We start from the raw sequence: 17,274 nt of genomic DNA on the forward strand, positions 1-17,274 counted from the left end.
TCCGGGGCGCACGCGGAAAGCGGACAGCTGGGCGAACGCACCTCACATTACGGCGGCTGCGGTTTTCGTTGAAGTCCTGGAAACGGTCCAGAAATTCTCCTTGACCGGTATTTCGAACCGGTCGAAATTTCGGTCGACATCAACGGACAACGCGGCCAATCCGGAACAACGGAGAGGGCCCGGACCGGACCCGCCGGACAACCGGCCTAGGCCTCCAACACATAGGCGAGGGTGCCGAAACCGAGTTCGTCGTACCCCCCACTGTTGGGGCCGAAGTCGCCACCACCGCCCTCGGGGCTCTGCTTGCGGGCGATCGCCGAGATGTTCGGCGTCGCGTGGCCCTTGCGATAGTGGTAGTGGTGGTAGACCCGCTCCCAGACGGGGCGGGCCTGGCCGCGGCCAGCGGCGGAGATGACGGTCTGCTGCATGGGCTTGCAGTTCTGTCCGCTGCCCCACTCGTAGGTGCGGAACGGCACGTCTGAGCCGGAGTTGTACTTGGCGACGTATTCGCACGCCTTCATGAAGCGGTTGTCGTCGGCGCCGTACAGGTCGGTGCCCTGTTTGTGGGCCATTTCGCAGATGGTGCCCATCAGACCTATGCCCATGACGGTGTGGCCCTGGTCCCGGCCGCTCTCCTGCCACTGGGCGAGCCCGCCGTCGTGCAGGAAGGGCACCGCGTGCGCGAGGGAGCCGTTGCCCTCGCCGTTGTGGAAGTAGTCGACTGCCTGGTCGAACTTGGCCTGGTCGTCGTTGAGGATGCCGATGGCCATGACGGCGGCCATGTTGCACAGGTCCCAGTTCGCCCAGTAGTTGGTGATGCAGGCGCCGTTGTGGTTCTTGAGGAAGTGGTCGCACAGCGGGTAGAAGACGCGGGCCATCATGTCCTGGAAGCGGCCCAGGTCGAAGCCGTCGTAGCCGCGCATGATCTCGGCGGCGTTGGCGAACTGATAGCCGTAGATACCGGACGCGAGGAACCGGTCGGCGTTGCCCGTGACCTCCTTGAGCTTGCCCGACCAGGCGTTGAGGATGTCCCGCGCGGTGTCGGCGTGCGCCGTGTCGCCGCTGACCTTCCAGCGCAGGGCGTTCTGGTAGGCGGCGTGGATGTCCTTGTAGAGCTGGGGGTAGTTCGACCCGGCGCCGCCGCGGACGACGGTCTCCAGCGGCCTGGGCGTCCATCCGGCCGCGGAGTGTGCGTTGGCGGTCAGCCGCTCCCAGCCGCTCTTCCAGGGCTCCGTACCCGCCTTCACCTTCTCGGCCATGCGCGCGAAGTCGTCGGCGCTGTGCAGCATGCCGGGGTGGGCGAGCGCTGCCGCCTTGGCCTTCGCCCCGGCCTTCGTTGCGCCGCTGTCCACGGTGGCGGCGTAGGTGATTCCGGGGACGGCGAGCACGCCCGCACCGAGTGCGGTGCCCTTGAGGAGGCGGCGACGGCTGAGCGCGGCGTCGTGGGGGGACCGGTGTGCGTTGTCTCTGCGGTTCATCGGGGTTTCGCTCCACGTGTGGGGGGTGGGGGGATCGAAGGGCGACGGTAACCGTCTTCGGCCGCGTTGACGAACCGGGCGGGCGGGATCCGAAACTTTCGAGTTTCGGATGCGACAACGGCTGGCCGACGACGAGGTGCTCGTCACCGGCTGAGGCTGCCCACCGGTGGACGCGGCGGTACTGGCGGCCGCCGCCCAGGTTGGGAGCTGTGCCGCATACCGGCCGGTCGGTCAAGGGGCTGGTCACGCCCGCCTGCTGGGAGCGGGGGCCGGCTTTCTCCTCGGCCGCCGATGCCAACGCGGTGCCGGCCAACTCGCCGCTGTACAGGCTGACCGCGCGGGCGTGAGCGGTGCACGTCGATCTGTTCGGGCCGGGTCGGGCCCCGCGCTGCTGCTCGTCCACGGCTGCGGCGGCGACGCACCCGAGCGGGCACCCCGCGCTCTGCTGGGCCGCGGAGGGCCGCCGCGTCCTGGTGCCGGAGCTGCGTGGGCACGGCCCGTACGCCACCGGGCGGGGACATCTGGTCCCCGCGGGGGCTTCGCCGTCGACCTGGCCGTGCTCGTACGACGATCTGGAGGCAGCCCCGTCACAGCCCGCGTCGCCGGGAGTCGGCGACGGGGATCCCGAAGTCCGGTGTGCCGTCGGAGTTCCAGCGCAGGGGCTGGACGCGGGTGTGCCGGTTGGGGTCGTTCAGCGGGTCGCCCTCGATCTCCTTGTACTGCCGCGCGTGGTAGACGAGCAGGTCGGTCTTCCCGTCCTCGGCGACGGTGAAGCAGTTGTGCCCCGGCCCGTACTGGCTCGTCGTGTCGTTGCTGGTGAAGACCGGCTCGGGGCTCTTCGTCCAGGAGGCGGGGTCGAGCAGGTCGGCGTCGTCCCGCGCGGTGAGCAGCCCCATGCAGTAGTTGGCGTCGGTTGCGCTGGCGGAGTAGGTCATGAAGACCCGCCCGTTGCGCTGGAGCACGAACGGCCCCTCGTTGACGGCGAAGCCGATGGTCTCCCACGCCAGCTCGGGCCGCGAGAGCCGCACTTGCGGGCCCGTGATGCTCCAGGGGCTGTCCATCGCGGCGAGGTACACGTCGGTGTTGTTGTTCTGGGAGGGGTCGTGCTGGGCCCAGGCGAGATAGCGGGTGCCGCGGTGCACGAAGGTGGTGGCGTCCAGGGAGAAGCTGTCCCACTGGGTCTCGATGCGGCCCTTCTCGGTCCAGGTGCCCCGGAACGGGTCGGCGGAGGTGTTCTCCAGTACGTACGGGCGGATCGCCCACTGGTCCTGGGAGCTTCCGGCGGCGAAGTAGATGTACCAGGCGCCGTCGATGAAGTGCAGCTCCGGCGCCCAGATGTGGTTGGCCATCTCACCGCTGTCGTGCGCTCGCCAGAGCACCTTCTCCTGCGCCTTCGCGAGCCCGTTGATGGTGCGGGAGCGGCTCAGCACGATGCGGTCGTACTCGGGCACGGTCGCGGTGAAGTAGTAGGAGCCGTCGGTGTGCCGCATGATGAGGGGGTCGGCGCGCTGCCGTACGAGGGGGTTGGCGTAGCCGGGGGCGGCGGCGCCGGACGGGGCGCCCGCCGCGCGGGCCGCTCCGGTGGTGCCGAGCGCGGCGAGCCCGATCCCGGCGGCCGTACCGACCGCTCCCTTCAGTACGGTTCTGCGGCTCTTCACGTAGGTCACTCCTCCGAAGGGGGTCGCGGGTCGGTCGGGACATTACGGTCCGCCCGGGGCGAGGTCAGCGGCGTGCGACGAACCCGAAAATTTTCGGTGCCTGCGGTGCCCGCAGTTTCGGCCCGGGGAGTTGCCCCCCTCGACGGCCGTACGCACCCGCACCAGCCGGGCCGCCGGTGCGCTCGGCAGCATGACGTGCACCCCTCCCCGTCCGGCGTCAGCCGCACCTCCCCCTCCGGGAAGCGCCGGCCGGTCACGCTCGCCCGCGGAACAGCCCCGGGTCGCCGAGAGCCGCACCGCGGAATCCGCACACCGCCGGGCGCGGTGCACCCGCCGTACGTAAGCGGCGTACGGCAGCCCTCTCAGGCGGAAGACTCCGCGCTGTGCGCCTCCATCGCCCGGGCCAGTGCGCCCGGCAGGGCCGCCTCGTGCAGGATGCCGAGGGTCTGCGTGGCGCGGGTCAGGGCGACGTAGAGGTCGCTCGTGCCGAACTCGGCGGGCTCGACGACCAGGACGCGGTCGAATTCGAGGCCCTTGGCCTGGCGCGGGGCGAGCAGCACGAGGTGCTGGGTGAGGTCCGGTTCGGCGCCCGCGACCACGCCGGGCAACTGGGCGGCCAGCGCCTCGTGCAGGCGGCGAGGTGCGATGACGGCGAGCCGCCCCTCCTCGGGGATCTGCTCCCGCGCCGCCTCGGCAACCACGGCCGCCAGGTCGCCGGATGCCTGCCGGGCCCAGGGGCGGGTGCCCGTGGAGCGGACCGAGGAAGGCGGCTCGAAGCCGGGATGCCGGTCGCGGACGACTGCCGCGGCGAGCCCCATGATCTCGGCGGGGGTGCGGTAGTTGACGCCGAGCCGGTTGTGCTCCCAGCGGTCCTCCACATACGGCGCGAGGACGTCCTCCCAGGAGCCGACCCCCGCCTCTTCACCGGTCTGCACCGGGTCGCCGACCAGCGTCATGGAACGGGACGGGCAGCGCCGCATGAGCAACCGCCACGCCATCGGGGACAGCTCCTGCGCCTCGTCGACGATGATGTGCCCGAACGCCCAAGTGCGGTCCGCGGCGGCACGTTCGGCCGCCGTACGGTGGTCGGCCTCCTCGTGACGCTCGGCCATCCGCTCGGCGTCGATGATGTCGTGCGCGGCGAGAATCTCGGACTCGGCGTCCTCGAACTCGAACGACTCCGAACCGCGGGCGACTTCCAGCACACCCTGTGCGTACTCGATGCGCTCCTGGCGTTCGGCCTCGGCCGCCGCCCGCTGTGCGCTGTCGTCCTCGCCCAGCAGTTCGGCGGCCTCGTCGAGCAGCGGCACGTCCGCCGGGGTCCAGTCGGCGGGTGAGGTGACCGGGCGGCGGATCGCGGCGGCGTCCTCCTCGGACAGGTAGGTGGGTTCGGCCAGATAGTCGGCGACGAACTCCTCGGGCGTCAGCTCGGGCCACAGCTGCGCGATCGCCGCGTGCACCTCCGGGTTGGCGGCGACGGCCTTGCCGAGCTGCGCGACGTCGTCCGGGCCCAGCAGATTGGGGCCGCCGTAGGGGTCGGTGCCGATCCGTTCGACCAGCTGCGCGGTGAGCGCGTCGATGACGCGGAAGGCGAAGTGCGGGCGGGCGAGGTTGTGCTGGAGCCGGGTGGCGCGGGCGGCCTCGCGCGCCTCGTCCACGAGGTGCCAGTCGAGTACGAGATCCCCGTCGTCGTGCGGCACGACGATCGGCTCGCCCGGCTCGGGCACCTGCTGCCGGTCGCGTACGGCCAGCCGCAGCGCCTCGGCGATCTCGGCGCGGCCCTTCACCGCTGCGGCGCGGGGGCTGTCGGTGCCGCGTGCCTCGATGCCGGGGAACAGCTCGCCGAGCGTGGCCAGCAGCACGCCGGTCTCACCGAGTGAGGGCAGCACTTCGCCGATGTAGGAGAGGAACGCCGGGTTCGGGCCGACGATCAGCACGGCCCGCTTGGCGAGCAACTCGCGGTGCTCGTAGAGCAGGAACGCGGCCCGGTGCAGCGCGACAGCGGTCTTGCCGGTGCCCGGACCGCCCTCCACGACCAGGACGCCGGGATGCGGGGCGCGGATGATGCGGTCCTGCTCGGCCTGGATGGTGCGCACGATGTCGCTCATCCGGCCGGTGCGGGCCGCGTCGAGGGAAGCGAGGAGGACGGTGTCACCGGTGGGGTCCTCGTGCCCGGTGCGCTCCGCGTCACCCAGGTCGAGCAGTTCGTCGTGCAGTTCGGTGACCGTACGGCCGTTGGTGGTGATGTGCCGCCGCCGGCGCAGGCCCATGGGGGTGTGCCCGGTGGCGAGGTAGAACGGGCGGGCCACCGGAGCCCGCCAGTCGATGAGGATCGGCGTGCGCTCGGCGTCGTCCTCGCGAATGCCGATACGACCGATGTGGTACGAGGCGCCGTCGACACGGTCGATACGGCCGAAGCACAGCGATCCGTCCACGGCGTTCAGCGCGGCCAGCAGCCCCGAGCGCTCCGCGACGCGCACGTCACGCTCGATGCGCGCCTGCCGAGTGTTGCCGTCCGGCCGCTGCGCCTCCTCCACGGCCGACGCGGTCTGCCCACGCAGTGCGTCGACCCGCGCATAGAGGTGGTCGACGTATTTCTGCTCGTGTTGCAACTCAGCGCTTCCCCGGTTTGACAAAACGGCTCCCTGCCCGCTACATTCCTTCTCAGCAGCCCTTCTTTGAAGGGCTTTTTCTGTGTCGACACAGAAATACCGAGCATAGCCAAGGAAATCCCCGGCCCGCAATGCGGCACCGGGGATCCTTTATGTCAGGGCTCAGGGAGACAGGTTTATGTCAGGGCTCAGGGAGACGGGTCTCAGGCGAGCGCCTCCGCACGGCTGTCCCGCACGTGGTCCTCATGGGCACAGGCGTCGTCGATGCCGTACGTGTCCCATGCCGGAAAGGGATCATCGGCCGGGACGCTCTCGCCCTCGGCGAGTAGGCAGGCACTCAGCGCCGCCCGCAACGCCTCGGGGCGCAGCCCGGAGCCGATGAACACCAGCTCCTGCCCCCGCTCGGCATCCCCCTCCTCCCGGACACCGGCCGGCTCGAACCGGGCCACCGAGCCCGCCTGCGACCACAGTCCGCTGACGTGCGGGCGGTCGGCCAGCCAGAAGAATCCCTTGGAACGCAGCACTTGGCCGAATTCACCGCTGTCGAGTCCCTCGGTGACGAACGTCCACAGCCGCCCGGCGTGGAAAGGCCGGGAGGAGCGGAAAACCATGCTGGAGATTCCGTATTCCTCGGTCTCCGGTACATGGTCGCCATTGAGTTCCCGCACCCAGCCGGGGGCCTGCGAGGCGCGTTCGAGGTCGAACAGACCCGTGCCGAGAACATCGCGCGGATCCACCCGCCCGTGCTGCGCTGACACGATCCGGGCCACCGGGTTGAGCCGGGCGAGCGCCGCCCGCAACCGCTCGGCTGCCGCGGCGTCGACCAGATCGAGCTTGTTGAGGACGATGACGTCGGCGAACTCGACCTGGTCCGTCAACAGGTCGCTGACGGTCCGCTCGTCACCCTCGTACTGATCGAGCCCCCGCTCCACCAGCCCGTCGCCGCCCGCGAGTTCGGGGAGGAAGTTCGCCGCGTCGACGACGGTGACCATGGTGTCGAGCCGGGCGAGATCGCCGAGGGTGGCGCCGTCGTCGCGCGGGAAGGCGAACGTGGCGGCCACCGGCATGGGCTCCGAGATACCGCTCGACTCGATCAGCAGATAGTCGAAACGGCCCTCACGCGCGAGCCGGTCGACCTCCTCGAGGAGATCGTCGCGCAGGGTGCAGCAGATACAGCCGTTGGTCATCTCGACCAGGCGTTCCTCGGTCCGGGAGAGGGCGGCCTCACCGCCGCGGACGAGCGCGGCATCGATGTTGACCTCGCTCATGTCGTTGACGATCACCGCCACCCGGAGGCCCTGCCGGTTGCCCAGGACGTGGTTGAGCAAGGTGGTCTTTCCCGCGCCGAGAAATCCGGAGAGCACGGTCACGGGCAGCCGGTCGTACGGCACAGGTGCTCAGTCCTCCGGCCGCAGCAGGCCACGCTCATAGGCCTTGACCAGCCGCTGAGGCACCCGGTGGACCTTCCCGTCGACCGTGACGGGGACCAGCTGCTGCGTGTTGGCCTTCCACTGCGACCGGCGATGCCGGGTATTGCTGCGCGACATCTTCCGCTTGGGCACGGCCACGAGAAACCTCCTGATGTGGTGACGACCCCGGCAGGTTAATGGAAATGAGTTTCATGAGCAATTCATGCCGAGCCGTCGCAGGAGCCGCTGTCAGTGGCGGATGCGACGATGCGGGAGTTGTCAGCACGATCAGGAGGGCTGGATGGGTACTTGGGACGTCGGTCCGTTCGACAACGACGCTGCGGGGGACTTCTGCGCCGCCCTCGACGAGGCGAGCGCGGACGCGCGCGAGGGCATCGTCCGCGACACCCTCGCGCGTGTGGCCGGGACCCGCGACTACCTTGAGGCCGACGAGGCCGAGGAGGCCGTCGCGGCGGCAGCGCTGATAGCGGCACAGTGCCACGGCGGCCCCTCCGTCGACCGCTTCGACGGACCGGAAGAACCTCTCCCGGACCTCACCGGGCTGCGCTCGCTGGCCGTCCAGGCGCTCGACCGGGTCGTGTCGGAGCCGTCCGAACTCCCGGAGCTCTGGGACGACGCCTCGGACAGCACACCCTGGCGGGCGAGCATCGACGGGTTGCGGACCATACTGCTGCCCCAGGCGACAGCGGATCAGCACCTCTGACACCGCCTGCCCGGCCGGGCTCACGACCGGAAGGATGCGCTCAGGCCGCCGGGATATACGCCAGCCCGTGTGCGCCCGGCTCTCCCCGACGCGGGACCGACAGCGTGGTGAGCGGGCGCAGGGCGGCCAGATCCACCACCGTGACCGTCGAGGACACGACATTGGCGACGTAGGCCACCGAGCCGTCGGGAGACGAGGTGACGGTCAGTGGGAACTTCCCCACTGCGACCTGGCCGAGCAACTCCGCGTCGGCGTCCGCCCGTGAGTACACGTTGAGCACGCCGTCGGTCTGGGTCCCGAGCCCTCCCGCGCCGTCAGCCGGCGGTGCCATACGCAGTTCGCCGGTGAGCACCAGGCCCTGACTCGTGGTGTGGACGGGGAAGTTGACGCCCTGCGTCGGTAGCGTGCGGACGATCCGCGCCTGTGCCGTGTCGATCACCACGATGCCCGCGTCGTCCGGTGCCGGGGCGGAGAAATCGCCCTTCGGGGTCGCCACGAACACATACCGGCCATCGGGCGAGATGTCGATCCCCTCGCTGCCCGGCACCGGAACGCGGTCCAGCAGCTGTCCGGTGTCCAGTTCCACGACGGAGACGTACGGCGCTTCCTTGTTGGCCGCGTACGCGTGACGTCCGTCCGGTGTCACCGCGAACCAGTGCGGCCCGGGCGCCGCCACCGGGGTGCGGCGCAGCACCTCGCGGGAGCCGGGGTCGATGGCGAGCACCGCTCCGGGAGCGGAGTCGGTGGCTTCGACACTGGTGTAGAGCACATCGCGGTCCCGGTCCAGGACGAGACCGTGCGGTGCGTGCTCGGGGGTGAGGTCGATGACATCGATCACCCGCCGTTCGTCCGGGTCGATGACGGCGATCTCGTGGGCCCGTCCCGAGTTGTGGTGGTAGTAGCCGGAACGGTAGGTGATCGCGCAGTACAGCAGTCGGCGGGCCGGGTCGAAGCACAGCTCGTGGGGCTCGCTGGGCACCTCGACCGTGCCCAGTTCCTCGTATGTGCCGGCGGAGAAGAAGGACACAGTGGGCCCGCTCTGGCTCGCGACGGCCAAGAAGTCGTTGTTGGACATGATCAGCACTCTGCGGCAACGCGGCTGCGCAATCCAGTGCAAACTTCGCAACACGTCATTGCGTCATGCGCAACCCGGCGTTCGCTGGATGGGGGCGCCCCGTCAGGGGCGCGGGGAACTGCTCCCCCAGCCTCCGGCCGGGAGGTGCCCCCACAAGCCACCACGCGCCCGCAGACCGCGAGCGTCGGACAGGGGCACCCCCTCACCGGCCGGGCTGTGGGCGCCGGCATGGTGAGCGAGGGCCGCATGCGGATCGGCGCCGAGAGGGGTGTGATCGGTGTGCACGGTCGCGGCAGTCAGCCGAGGCACCGCGTGGATGAGGGCATGCTCCGCCTCGACGGCCAGCCTGTGCGCCGCCACGACCGTCAGGTGAGCGTCGACCACGATGTCGGCCTCCGCCCGCAACGCATGGCCGATCCACCGCATCCGCACCTGCCCCACGCCCCGGACACCCGGTACGGCGCGCAGTGTCGTCTCGGCGGTGGCGACCAGCGCCGGATCGACGGAGTCCATCAGCCGCCGGTAGACCTCCCGGGCGGCGTCCCGTAGGACGAACAGGATCGCGGCCGTGATCAGCAGGCCGATGACCGGGTCCGCGAACCGCCAGCCCAGCGCCGAGCCGCCCGCGCCCAGCAGCACGGCCAGCGAGGTGAAGCCGTCGGTGCGGGCGTGCAGTCCGTCCGCGACCAGGGCAGCCGATCCGATCCGCCGGCCGGTCCGGATGCGGTAGCGGGCCACCCATTCGTTGCCCACGAACCCGGCCAGCGCCGCGCCGGCGACCGCCCACAGGTGCGTGATGTCCCGGGGGTCGAGCAGCCGGTCGATCGCCGCCCACGCCGCCAGGGCCGCCGACGCGGCGATCGTGGTGACGATGAGGATGCCGGCCAGGTCCTCGGCCCGGCCGTAGCCGTAGGTGTAGCGGCGGTTGGCCGCCCGACGCCCCAGTACGAAGGCGATGCCCAGCGGCACCGCGGTCAGCGCGTCGGCGGCATTGTGGACCGTGTCGCCGAGCAACGCCACCGACCCGGACAAGGCGACGATCACCGCCTGCACGACCGTGGTCGCACCGAGGACGGCCAGCGAGATCCACAGCGTGCGCATCCCTTGCCGGGAGGTCTCCATCGCCGCGTCCACCTTGTCCGCCGCCTCATGGCTGTGCGGCTTGACCAGGTGGGCCAGTTGGTGGCGCAGCCGGGACAACCGGGAGGCGTGCGCGCCGTGCCGGTGCCCGGCACTGTGGCCGCCGTGGGCGTGGCTGTGGTGGTGCTCTCTCCCCTCCATGACGGTCACGGTGACACAGAAACCGCATTGCGGCTACAGCTGTCTTACATGCTCTGACCAGCTGCGATGCCTTCGCAATTAGCTCCACGCACGCGCGCCCCGTCAGGGGCGCGGGGAACTGCGCGAGCAACCACATCCCACCCGCAGCCCGCAAGCGACAGGCAGGGGCACCCCCTCACCGGAGCAGCTGAACGCCCCCGCAGCGCGCCACACCGGCGTCAGGGAGTCACGACAATCTTCCCGTGCACATGACCCTCCTGACTCATCCGGAACGCGTCGCCCAGCCGCGTGAGCGGAAACGTCTCCGCCACCCGCACCGTCAGCTTGCCCGTGTCGGCCAGGTCGGCCAGTGCGGTCAGGTCGCTGCTGCTGGGACGCACCCACATCCACTGGCCGCCCGACTCCGTCACCGTGTTGTCCGCGATCGAGGCGTGCCGGCCGCCCTCGGCCAGGACGGCCAATGTGGCGTCGAGGACGCCCCCGACGAAGTCGGCCACCACGTCGGCGCCCTTCGGCGCGATGTCGCGCACCCGGTCGGCGAGCCCCGCACCGTAGGCGACTGGTTCGGCTCCGAGTTCGCGCAGCCGGTCGTGGTTGGCCGTCGAGGCGGTGCCGATGACGCGGGCGCCGAGGGCGCGGGCGATCTGCACGCCGAGTGAGCCGACTCCGCCGGCCGCGTTGTGGATCAGCACCGTCTCGCCCTCGCGGGTGCCGAGCCGGGTGAGTGTCTGGTACGCCGTCAGACCGGCCAGCGGCAGTCCCGCCGCCTGCTCCCAGGACAGCGAGGACGGCCGGCGGGCCAGGCAGCGGACCGGCACGCTGACGAACTCGGCGAACGTCCCGCCGTGCACATAGTCCTTGCGGGCGTAGGCCATCACCTCGTCCCCGACGGAGAACTCGGGTGCGTCGATGCCGACCCGCTCGACGACCCCCGCGACGTCCCAGCCGGGCACGACGGGAAAGACCGTGTCCATCAGGTCCCGCAGCCCGCCCGACATGATCTTCCAGTCGACGGGGTTGACCGCCGCGCACCGCACCCGGACGAGCACCTCCCCGGGCCCCACCTTCGGCAGCGGCTGCCGTGTCGCGGACAGCACCTCCGTGCCGCCGAACCGGTCGTAGGTCATCGCCTGCATCGTGGCGCCGGTGGAGTTGCCGTCGGCCATGGTCGTCGCTCCCTTTCGGTCGATCTCGGGCAACAGTGCGGGTCACAGGAGTACGCATGCGTCCCGTACTCCACCCCTAACCCACTGCGGTGATACGTAACGCCGTTCCCCCGGCCGGAAGCGCCGTGCGGGGAAGGGCGGAAGGGTCGTGCGGGAAGGAGGCGGATGGCCGAGCTCTGGGACGTGATCATCGTCGGAGCCGGCTCGGCGGGCGGCGTACTGGCGAACCGGCTGAGCGAGGACCCGGGACGTTCGGTGCTGCTGCTGGAGGCGGGCCCCGACTACGGCACCCGGGCCGCGGACCAGCCGTACGACGTCGCACTGAGCCCCGCCTCGACGCACACGCACGACTGGGGGTACCGGAGCGAACCCGACCCTCTCGGCCACAGCGTGGAGCTGCCGCGCGGCAAGCTCGTGGGCGGGTCGTCGGCGATCAACTCGGCGATCGCGCTGCGCGGCGCTCCGGCCGACTACGACTTCTGGGCACGACAGGGCGTACCCGAGTGGTCGTATCCACTGCTGCTGCCCTACCTCCGCCGTGTGGAGACCGACCTGGATTTCGGCAGGCACCCCTGGCACGGCGCGCACGGCCCGGTGCCCGTCGGCCGGTACGCGGAGCAGGCGCTGACCCCGGTGCAGCGGGCCTTCCTGGAGTCCTGCGCCTACGACGGCCGGCGTCGCACGCCGGACCACAACGCGCCGGACGGGCTGGGCGCGGGTCCGGTGCCGGTCAACCGGCGCCGTGGCGTACGGCAGAGCACCGCGCTGACCTATCTCGCCGCTGCCCGTGGCCGCTCCAATCTGACGGTGCGGGGTGGTGTCACGGTCGACCGGGTGCTGCTGCGCGGCAACCGCGCGATCGGGGTGCGGCTCGCCGACAGCGCGGGCACGGCTGTGCACGCCGAGCGGGTGGTGCTGGCCGCCGGCGCCTACGGCAGCCCGCTGCTGCTGATGCGCTCGGGCATCGGTCCGGCCGCGCATCTGCGGCAGACGGGCATCGAACCGCTGGTGGACCTGCCCGGTGTCGGCGGCAACCTCCAGGACCATCCGACGGTGACCCTGGAGTACGCCGTCACGGGCGTGCCCGTGCGGGCGAACGATCCGGTGCTCCAGACCTTCCTCGTCCTCCCCGACCACCACATCTTCCCCGAAGGGCCGCACCCGGCGGAGGACGGCGGCGCGACGCTCAATGTGTTCGTCGCCGTACTCCGTCCACGCTCACGAGGGCGGCTGTGGCTGCGCTCGTCCCATCCGGACGATCCGCCGCACATCGACCCGGCGCTGCTGCGCGAGGAGGCCGATCTGCGTCAGATGACGGCGGGCGTACGGATCGCGCGGCACCTGATGGACACCCCGCCGCTCGCCGATCTGCTGGGCGGCGAACGCGTCCCCGGCCGGGACACCCATGGCGACGACGCCGTGGCGGACGCCTGCCGCCGTCTCGTCGCCGGGTACCAGCACGCGGCGGGAACCTGCCGGGCGGGACGTGCGGCCGACCCCGAGGCCGTGGTCTCCGCCTCGGGGGCCGTCCATGGCACCGAGTGCCTGTATGTGATCGACGCCTCGGTGATGCCGACCCTCCCCGGCGCCAACACCAACCTGACCACCATGGCCCTCGCGGAGCTGTGCGCTGCTCAGCTGTCCGGGGTGCTGTGAGGGGTCCGGGTGCGGTAGGAGTGCCCTAGTTCCGGGCCGAGTGCGAAGTAGTGGCGGAAGTTGTAGAGGAGCGGGCTCCAGGCGGCGGGGTCGACGTGGTCGGTGCCCGGAACGACGATCCGGGGGTCGGCGTGGACCTTCCGTACGACGGCCTCGATGACGACGAACTCCCCGGACAGGTCCGGCCGCACCCGCTCGGCGCGCGCCTCGAACTGGAGGGGGCACTCGGTGACGCGAGGCGGCCGCACCGTGTGCGAGGGCTCGGCGTGCAGCCCGGCGGCGGTGAACTTGTCCGGCTCGTAGCGGCAACCTGCCGCCTTGCCTGCCGGTACGGGGTTGCGGCCGGTCAGCGGCGCCAGCCGCTCCACCGCAGGCCACAGCGCGGGGGCCGGCAGATTGATCACGAGGTCGGGCCGGTCGCCCAGGTTCTGCGCGGTCTGTCCCTCGCGGCCCAGACCGAGGACGACGGTCCACCCGAGCGCCCACGCGGAGGACATGGGCGCGAGGTTGAACGAGCCGTCCTGGTTCTCCGTCGAGAGGAGAACGACCGGGGTCCCGAAGTACAGAATGCTCGGCTCGATCGCGGTGTGGGAGGCAGCTGCGTGGGTGGACACGGTGTCGATCGGTGCGGTGCTCATGGACCGGGAGCCTAGAAATCGGACGCTTCGGCAGCCGCCGAAGCGTTCCGGGCGATAATCGGGCGTATGAGCTCACCGCACCGTGATGCAGCAGGCCCCGACCTGGCCTCCGTCGCCAAGCTGCTGGCCGACGCCACGCGTGCGGGCTTCTGTCTGGCCCTGCTCGACGGCCGGGCGTGGACGGCGACCGAACTGGCCCGCCATGCGGGCGTGGCCGCCTCCACCGCGACCGAGCATCTGAACGCGCTCGTCGCGGGCAACCTGCTGATCGAGGAGCGGCAGGGGCGGCACCGCTATGTGCGGCTGGCCGATCCGCACGTCGCCGAGCTGATCGAGAGCCTCGCCGCGCTGGCCCCCGACCGCCGCACGCCGCCCCGCTCGCTGTCGGCGGCGGGCCGTCGGCAGGCCCTCACGCACGCCCGCACCTGTTACGACCACCTCGCGGGAACCGTCGGAGTCGCGATCACCGACGCGCTGACCGAACGCGGGCTGCTGGAGTGGGGCAACGGGCTCCGGCTCACCGGCGAGGGCGACGCCTGGCTCGGCGGACTCGGCATCACCGTGCCGACCGGCACGCGCCGCCCGTCGGTGCGGTCGTGCCTGGACTGGACCGAGCGTCGCCCCCATCTGGCAGGCGCCGTCGGCGCCGCCCTGTGCGGCCACGCGTTCACCGAGGGATGGATCACCCGTATCGGCACCACCCGCGCCGTGACCGTCACACCCGCCGGCGGACGCGCCCTGCACGACCATCTCGGCCTGCCGGCCGAGCTTTTGGCGCCGAAGGCCGAGCTCTTGGCGCAGAAGTGAGCCGTCCGGAGGTGAGCCGTCCGGCAGCGCGTCACGGCTCAGGGGTGTGCAGCGGAAGCAGGTCGGGGCGTTTGGCCCGGATGTTGTCGCCGGAGGACTCCCCGCGCAGCCGGCGGCCGATCCACGGCAGCAGATACTGACGGGCCCAGTACAGATCGTCCCGGCGCGAGGCGGCGGGCCCCGGCGTGCCGGGCCAGGGCTCGTCCGGGCTGGCGGGCGGCTCGATGCCCAGCACTTCGGCACACCGCAGGGCGACGCGCCGGTGCCCCTCGGGAGACAGATGGAGGCGGTCCTCGTCCCACGCCCTGCGGTCCTGGACCGCCCGCAGCGACCACAGATCGAGCACGGGGCAGCCGTGCCGGTCGGCGACCGCGCGCAGATGACTGTTGTACGTGGCGATCCGGCCCCGAAGGTGGCGCAGCAGCGGGAAGTTGCGGGTGTCGAAGCCCGTGCACACCACCACGATGCCGACGGTGGTGAGGAGTTCGCGCAGCGCCGCTTCGTAACGTTCGGCGAGGGCGTCCGGGTCGGAGCCCCGCAGGATGTCATTGCCTCCGGCGCAGAACGTCACCAGATCGGGGGCGAGTTCCTTGGCGCGGGGGGCCTGCTCGATGATGATCTGGTCCAACAGGCGTCCGCGTACTGCCAGGTTGGCGTAGCGGAAGCCGTCCGGGACCTGTTCCGCCAGGAGCAGGGCGAGCCGGTCGGCCCAACCGACGAAGACTCCGTCGGGTCCCGGGTCCCCGACCCCTTCGGTGAAGCTGTCCCCTATCGCTGCGTACGAGGCGATAGGGGGTGCCGTATCCGATGACCACTTACCTGTCGCGCCTGTCACGATACGCATTTCATCAGGAAGGTCCGACACGGTCGAAAGCGGGGTCCATCGGTCGCACAGTGGTCCAGGGACGACGGCGCTGCGCGGCGTTCGGCCGTGATCAAGGTAGGTTTGCCGGGTGAGCGCACGATTCGAGGAGCTCGACTGGCGACCGACGGAGCTGGGAGCCATCAGCCTGCGGCGCCGCCGGGACCCTTCCACCGGGGCAGATGTGTACGAGGTCAAGCTCGACGACGACTTCCTGATGACCAGCCTCTTCACGGAGGGAGAAGTCGCGCTCGCCCGGCTCGGGCTGGCCGCGGCGCCGGAGGGTGAACTGGACGTCGTCGTAGGCGGGCTCGGCCTCGGCTACACCGCCGAAGCCGCGCTGCGGGACCCGCGGGTGCGCTCGCTCCTCGTGGTCGAGGCACTCGGCGAAGTGATCGAGTGGCACGAGCGGGAGCTGGTGCCGGTGGGTGCCCGCTTGGTCGGGGATGCCAGGTGCCGGCTGGTGCACGGGGACTTCTTCGCCTTCGCCGAGGACGCCGAGGGCTTCGACCCGGAGACGCCGCGGCGGCGCTTCCACGCGATCCTGCTGGACATCGACCACTCACCGCAGCACGTGCTGCGGCCGAGCAACGCCGCCCTCTACGAGCCCGCGGGCCTGCGCCGTCTGGCTCGGCATCTGCACCCGGGCGGCGTCTTCGCCCTGTGGTCCGACGATCCTCCGGAGGAGGGTTTTCTCTCCACGCTCGGCGAGGTCTTCCCGGGAGTCCGAGCGCACACCGTCACCTTCGACAACCCCCTGCACAGCGGCACCTCGGCCAACACCGTCTACGTGGGCCGCACTCCGGTGTGACGTTTGCCTGGTCGGGCCTGCAGCGCGACCCTGAAAAGGAGGGGGACCTGCAAGCCAGAGGGGAAGAAGGTGCCCTTGATGCGCAAGGTAGCGGACTGCCGGGACTACCCGAGCGAGTCGAACTGCACGCTCACCATTGCCGGTGAAGAGGACGAGGTGGTCCGGGCCGCCGCCGAGCACGCGGCTTCCGTCCACGGGCACACCGACTCGCCGGAACTGCGTGAGGAACTGCGCAAGATGCTGAAGGACGAGAAGACGCCGCAGACTGCCTGATCGTCCGCGCTCCTGGGAGGCGGCCCGGTCACCCGGGCCGGCACCCCACCGGAGCTCTCTTCAGAGCGTCCTGGTCATGAAGGCGCTGTTCGGATCCGGCCGGTAGTCGGCGAACGGTTCGCAGTACCGGAAGCCGAACTTCTCGTACAGCTTGCGCGCCGGCAGGAAGAACTCGGCGGACCCGGTCTCCAGGCTCAGCCGGGTGAACCCCATGTCTTCGGCCTCGGCGATGATGTGTCGCAACAGCATGGACGCCACTCCGCTGCGCTGCCGTGTCGGCCTGGTGCGCATCGATTTCAGTTCCGCGTGGGACGGGTCCAGCATCTTGATGGCGCCGCACGCGACCAGGGTGCCGTCCTCCGATGCCGACCAGAATGTGACGTCCGGCTTCCGCAGACCGTCGAGATCGAGCGCGTGCTTACTCTCCAACGGGGTGAGGGAGCGCATCTGCTGGACGTGCTCCTCCAGGAACTCGGCTATCTCCGCGCCGGAAAGATCGTCTACGCCGATCGTCAGCTTGCTCAACTTCCCTCACCTCCGGGTGTGGCGGGCTACCGATGCCGCGTCACATCCGCACTGTGCTCACGAGCTGGGTGCTCGCCGCCGAGGCTAAGTTGATCAGACCGGGCCGAGCCAGTCCTTTTGGTACCGCCTCTTCTTCCTCAGCGCAGCCGATGTCCCTTCCCCTGTCCGGGACAACACCGCGAAGACGCCGCTGAGCTGCGGGGACAGGGGGGCGGCCGTCCGGGACAGCGCATTCCTCTTCCGTCGGCCGGAGCCGCGGCGAAGGATCTGGGCCATGCGGCACCTCCTCCGGCCCGGCA

Annotated in this window: 16 protein-coding genes; 5 read left to right on the forward strand and 11 right to left on the reverse strand. The window is 70.7% G+C overall.

Going from position 1 to position 17,274, the window contains the following annotated elements; translation table 11 throughout:
• Positions 1-206 precede the first annotated feature (206 nt).
• The 5 genes from ACQEU8_RS21540 to rpmF form a co-directional block, all read right to left on the reverse strand.
• The gene (locus ACQEU8_RS21540; RefSeq protein ID WP_433103512.1) at positions 207-1,478 is read right to left on the reverse strand and encodes an alginate lyase family protein; all 1,272 of its coding nucleotides are present in this window, start codon (positions 1,476-1,478) and stop codon (positions 207-209) included.
• Positions 1,479-2,065: 587 nt separating this feature from the next.
• Positions 2,066-3,136 carry a glycoside hydrolase family 43 protein gene (locus ACQEU8_RS21545; protein ID WP_433103514.1) on the reverse strand — a complete coding sequence of 357 codons (1,071 nt, stop codon included), beginning with the start codon at positions 3,134-3,136 and terminating at the stop codon, positions 2,066-2,068.
• Between the two features lie 362 nt (positions 3,137-3,498).
• On the reverse strand, positions 3,499-5,748 hold the full coding sequence (locus ACQEU8_RS21550) for a HelD family protein (RefSeq protein WP_433103516.1): 2,250 nt from the start codon (positions 5,746-5,748) through the stop codon (positions 3,499-3,501).
• Positions 5,749-5,951: 203 nt separating this feature from the next.
• Positions 5,952-7,139 (reverse strand): GTP-binding protein, encoded by a 1,188-nt coding sequence (locus ACQEU8_RS21555; RefSeq protein ID WP_433103518.1) that lies wholly within the window; start codon positions 7,137-7,139, stop codon positions 5,952-5,954.
• A 6-nt stretch (positions 7,140-7,145) separates the two neighbouring features.
• Positions 7,146-7,316: a 50S ribosomal protein L32 gene (gene rpmF / locus ACQEU8_RS21560; protein ID WP_433103520.1), complete on the reverse strand. Its 171-nt coding sequence runs from the start codon at positions 7,314-7,316 to the stop codon at positions 7,146-7,148.
• Positions 7,317-7,458: 142 nt separating this feature from the next.
• On the opposite strand from rpmF, the gene ACQEU8_RS21565 reads away from it, so the two are divergent.
• Positions 7,459-7,881, forward strand: coding sequence for a DUF4259 domain-containing protein (locus ACQEU8_RS21565; RefSeq protein ID WP_433103522.1), 423 nt, complete (start codon positions 7,459-7,461; stop codon positions 7,879-7,881).
• Positions 7,882-7,921: 40 nt separating this feature from the next.
• On the opposite strand, the gene ACQEU8_RS21570 is transcribed toward ACQEU8_RS21565, so the two are convergent.
• The 3 genes from ACQEU8_RS21570 to ACQEU8_RS21580 form a co-directional block, all read right to left on the reverse strand.
• Positions 7,922-8,956, reverse strand: a complete 1,035-nt coding sequence (locus ACQEU8_RS21570; protein WP_433103524.1) for a YncE family protein — start codon at positions 8,954-8,956, stop codon at positions 7,922-7,924.
• Between the two features lie 102 nt (positions 8,957-9,058).
• Positions 9,059-10,237, reverse strand: coding sequence for a cation diffusion facilitator family transporter (locus tag ACQEU8_RS21575; protein WP_433103526.1), 1,179 nt, complete (start codon positions 10,235-10,237; stop codon positions 9,059-9,061).
• 218 nt (positions 10,238-10,455) lie between these two features.
• Positions 10,456-11,373, reverse strand: coding sequence for an NADP-dependent oxidoreductase (locus ACQEU8_RS21580; protein ID WP_433108619.1), 918 nt, complete (start codon positions 11,371-11,373; stop codon positions 10,456-10,458).
• A gap of 195 nt (positions 11,374-11,568) precedes the next feature.
• On the opposite strand from ACQEU8_RS21580, the gene ACQEU8_RS21585 reads away from it, so the two are divergent.
• Positions 11,569-13,059, forward strand: a complete 1,491-nt coding sequence (locus ACQEU8_RS21585; RefSeq protein ID WP_433103528.1) for a GMC family oxidoreductase — start codon at positions 11,569-11,571, stop codon at positions 13,057-13,059.
• On the opposite strand, the gene ACQEU8_RS21590 is transcribed toward ACQEU8_RS21585, so the two are convergent.
• Complete coding sequence (locus ACQEU8_RS21590) at positions 13,038-13,697, reverse strand: flavin reductase family protein (RefSeq protein ID WP_433103530.1); 660 nt, start codon at positions 13,695-13,697, stop codon at positions 13,038-13,040. The genes ACQEU8_RS21585 and ACQEU8_RS21590 overlap by 22 nt on opposite strands.
• A 66-nt stretch (positions 13,698-13,763) precedes the next feature.
• Here ACQEU8_RS21590 and ACQEU8_RS21595 point away from each other — a divergent pair, with 66 nt between their 5' ends.
• Positions 13,764-14,504 carry an ArsR/SmtB family transcription factor gene (locus ACQEU8_RS21595; protein ID WP_433103532.1) on the forward strand — a complete coding sequence of 247 codons (741 nt, stop codon included), beginning with the start codon at positions 13,764-13,766 and terminating at the stop codon, positions 14,502-14,504.
• Positions 14,505-14,535: 31 nt separating this feature from the next.
• Here ACQEU8_RS21595 and ACQEU8_RS21600 read toward each other — a convergent pair whose 3' ends face one another.
• A complete protein-coding gene (locus ACQEU8_RS21600) occupies positions 14,536-15,348 on the reverse strand; it encodes an SGNH/GDSL hydrolase family protein (protein ID WP_433103534.1) in 813 nt (270 codons plus the stop codon).
• Between the two features lie 109 nt (positions 15,349-15,457).
• Between ACQEU8_RS21600 and ACQEU8_RS21605 the strand changes: the two genes are divergently transcribed.
• Positions 15,458-16,177 carry a spermidine synthase gene (locus tag ACQEU8_RS21605; RefSeq protein WP_433103536.1) on the forward strand — a complete coding sequence of 240 codons (720 nt, stop codon included), beginning with the start codon at positions 15,458-15,460 and terminating at the stop codon, positions 16,175-16,177.
• 78 nt (positions 16,178-16,255) lie between these two features.
• Entirely contained in the window at positions 16,256-16,450 is a 195-nt protein-coding gene (locus ACQEU8_RS21610; RefSeq protein ID WP_433103538.1) for a DUF1059 domain-containing protein, read from the forward strand.
• A 60-nt stretch (positions 16,451-16,510) separates the two neighbouring features.
• On the opposite strand, the gene ACQEU8_RS21615 is transcribed toward ACQEU8_RS21610, so the two are convergent.
• Positions 16,511-16,966: a GNAT family N-acetyltransferase gene (locus tag ACQEU8_RS21615; RefSeq protein WP_433108621.1), complete on the reverse strand. Its 456-nt coding sequence runs from the start codon at positions 16,964-16,966 to the stop codon at positions 16,511-16,513.
• Positions 16,967-17,274 lie beyond the last annotated feature (308 nt).

The sequence above is a fragment of the Streptomyces sp. CA-250714 genome, assembly GCF_050936705.1.
Taxonomy (GTDB): domain Bacteria; phylum Actinomycetota; class Actinomycetes; order Streptomycetales; family Streptomycetaceae; genus Streptomyces.

Bases quoted from the DNA above. Each gene is read 5' to 3' on its own strand.
- ACQEU8_RS21540 (WP_433103512.1), bottom strand. From the start codon at position 1,478: ATGAACCGCAGAGACAACGCACACCGGTCCCCCCACGACGCCGCGCTC.
- ACQEU8_RS21565 (WP_433103522.1), top strand. From the start codon at position 7,459: ATGGGTACTTGGGACGTCGGTCCGTTCGACAACGACGCTGCGGGGGAC.
- ACQEU8_RS21570 (WP_433103524.1), bottom strand. From the start codon at position 8,956: ATGTCCAACAACGACTTCTTGGCCGTCGCGAGCCAGAGCGGGCCCACT.
- ACQEU8_RS21575 (WP_433103526.1), bottom strand. From the start codon at position 10,237: ATGGAGGGGAGAGAGCACCACCACAGCCACGCCCACGGCGGCCACAGT.
- ACQEU8_RS21580 (WP_433108619.1), bottom strand. From the start codon at position 11,373: ATGCAGGCGATGACCTACGACCGGTTCGGCGGCACGGAGGTGCTGTCC.
- ACQEU8_RS21585 (WP_433103528.1), top strand. From the start codon at position 11,569: ATGGCCGAGCTCTGGGACGTGATCATCGTCGGAGCCGGCTCGGCGGGC.
- ACQEU8_RS21590 (WP_433103530.1), bottom strand. From the start codon at position 13,697: ATGAGCACCGCACCGATCGACACCGTGTCCACCCACGCAGCTGCCTCC.
- ACQEU8_RS21595 (WP_433103532.1), top strand. From the start codon at position 13,764: ATGAGCTCACCGCACCGTGATGCAGCAGGCCCCGACCTGGCCTCCGTC.
- ACQEU8_RS21600 (WP_433103534.1), bottom strand. From the start codon at position 15,348: ATGCGTATCGTGACAGGCGCGACAGGTAAGTGGTCATCGGATACGGCA.
- ACQEU8_RS21610 (WP_433103538.1), top strand. From the start codon at position 16,256: ATGCGCAAGGTAGCGGACTGCCGGGACTACCCGAGCGAGTCGAACTGC.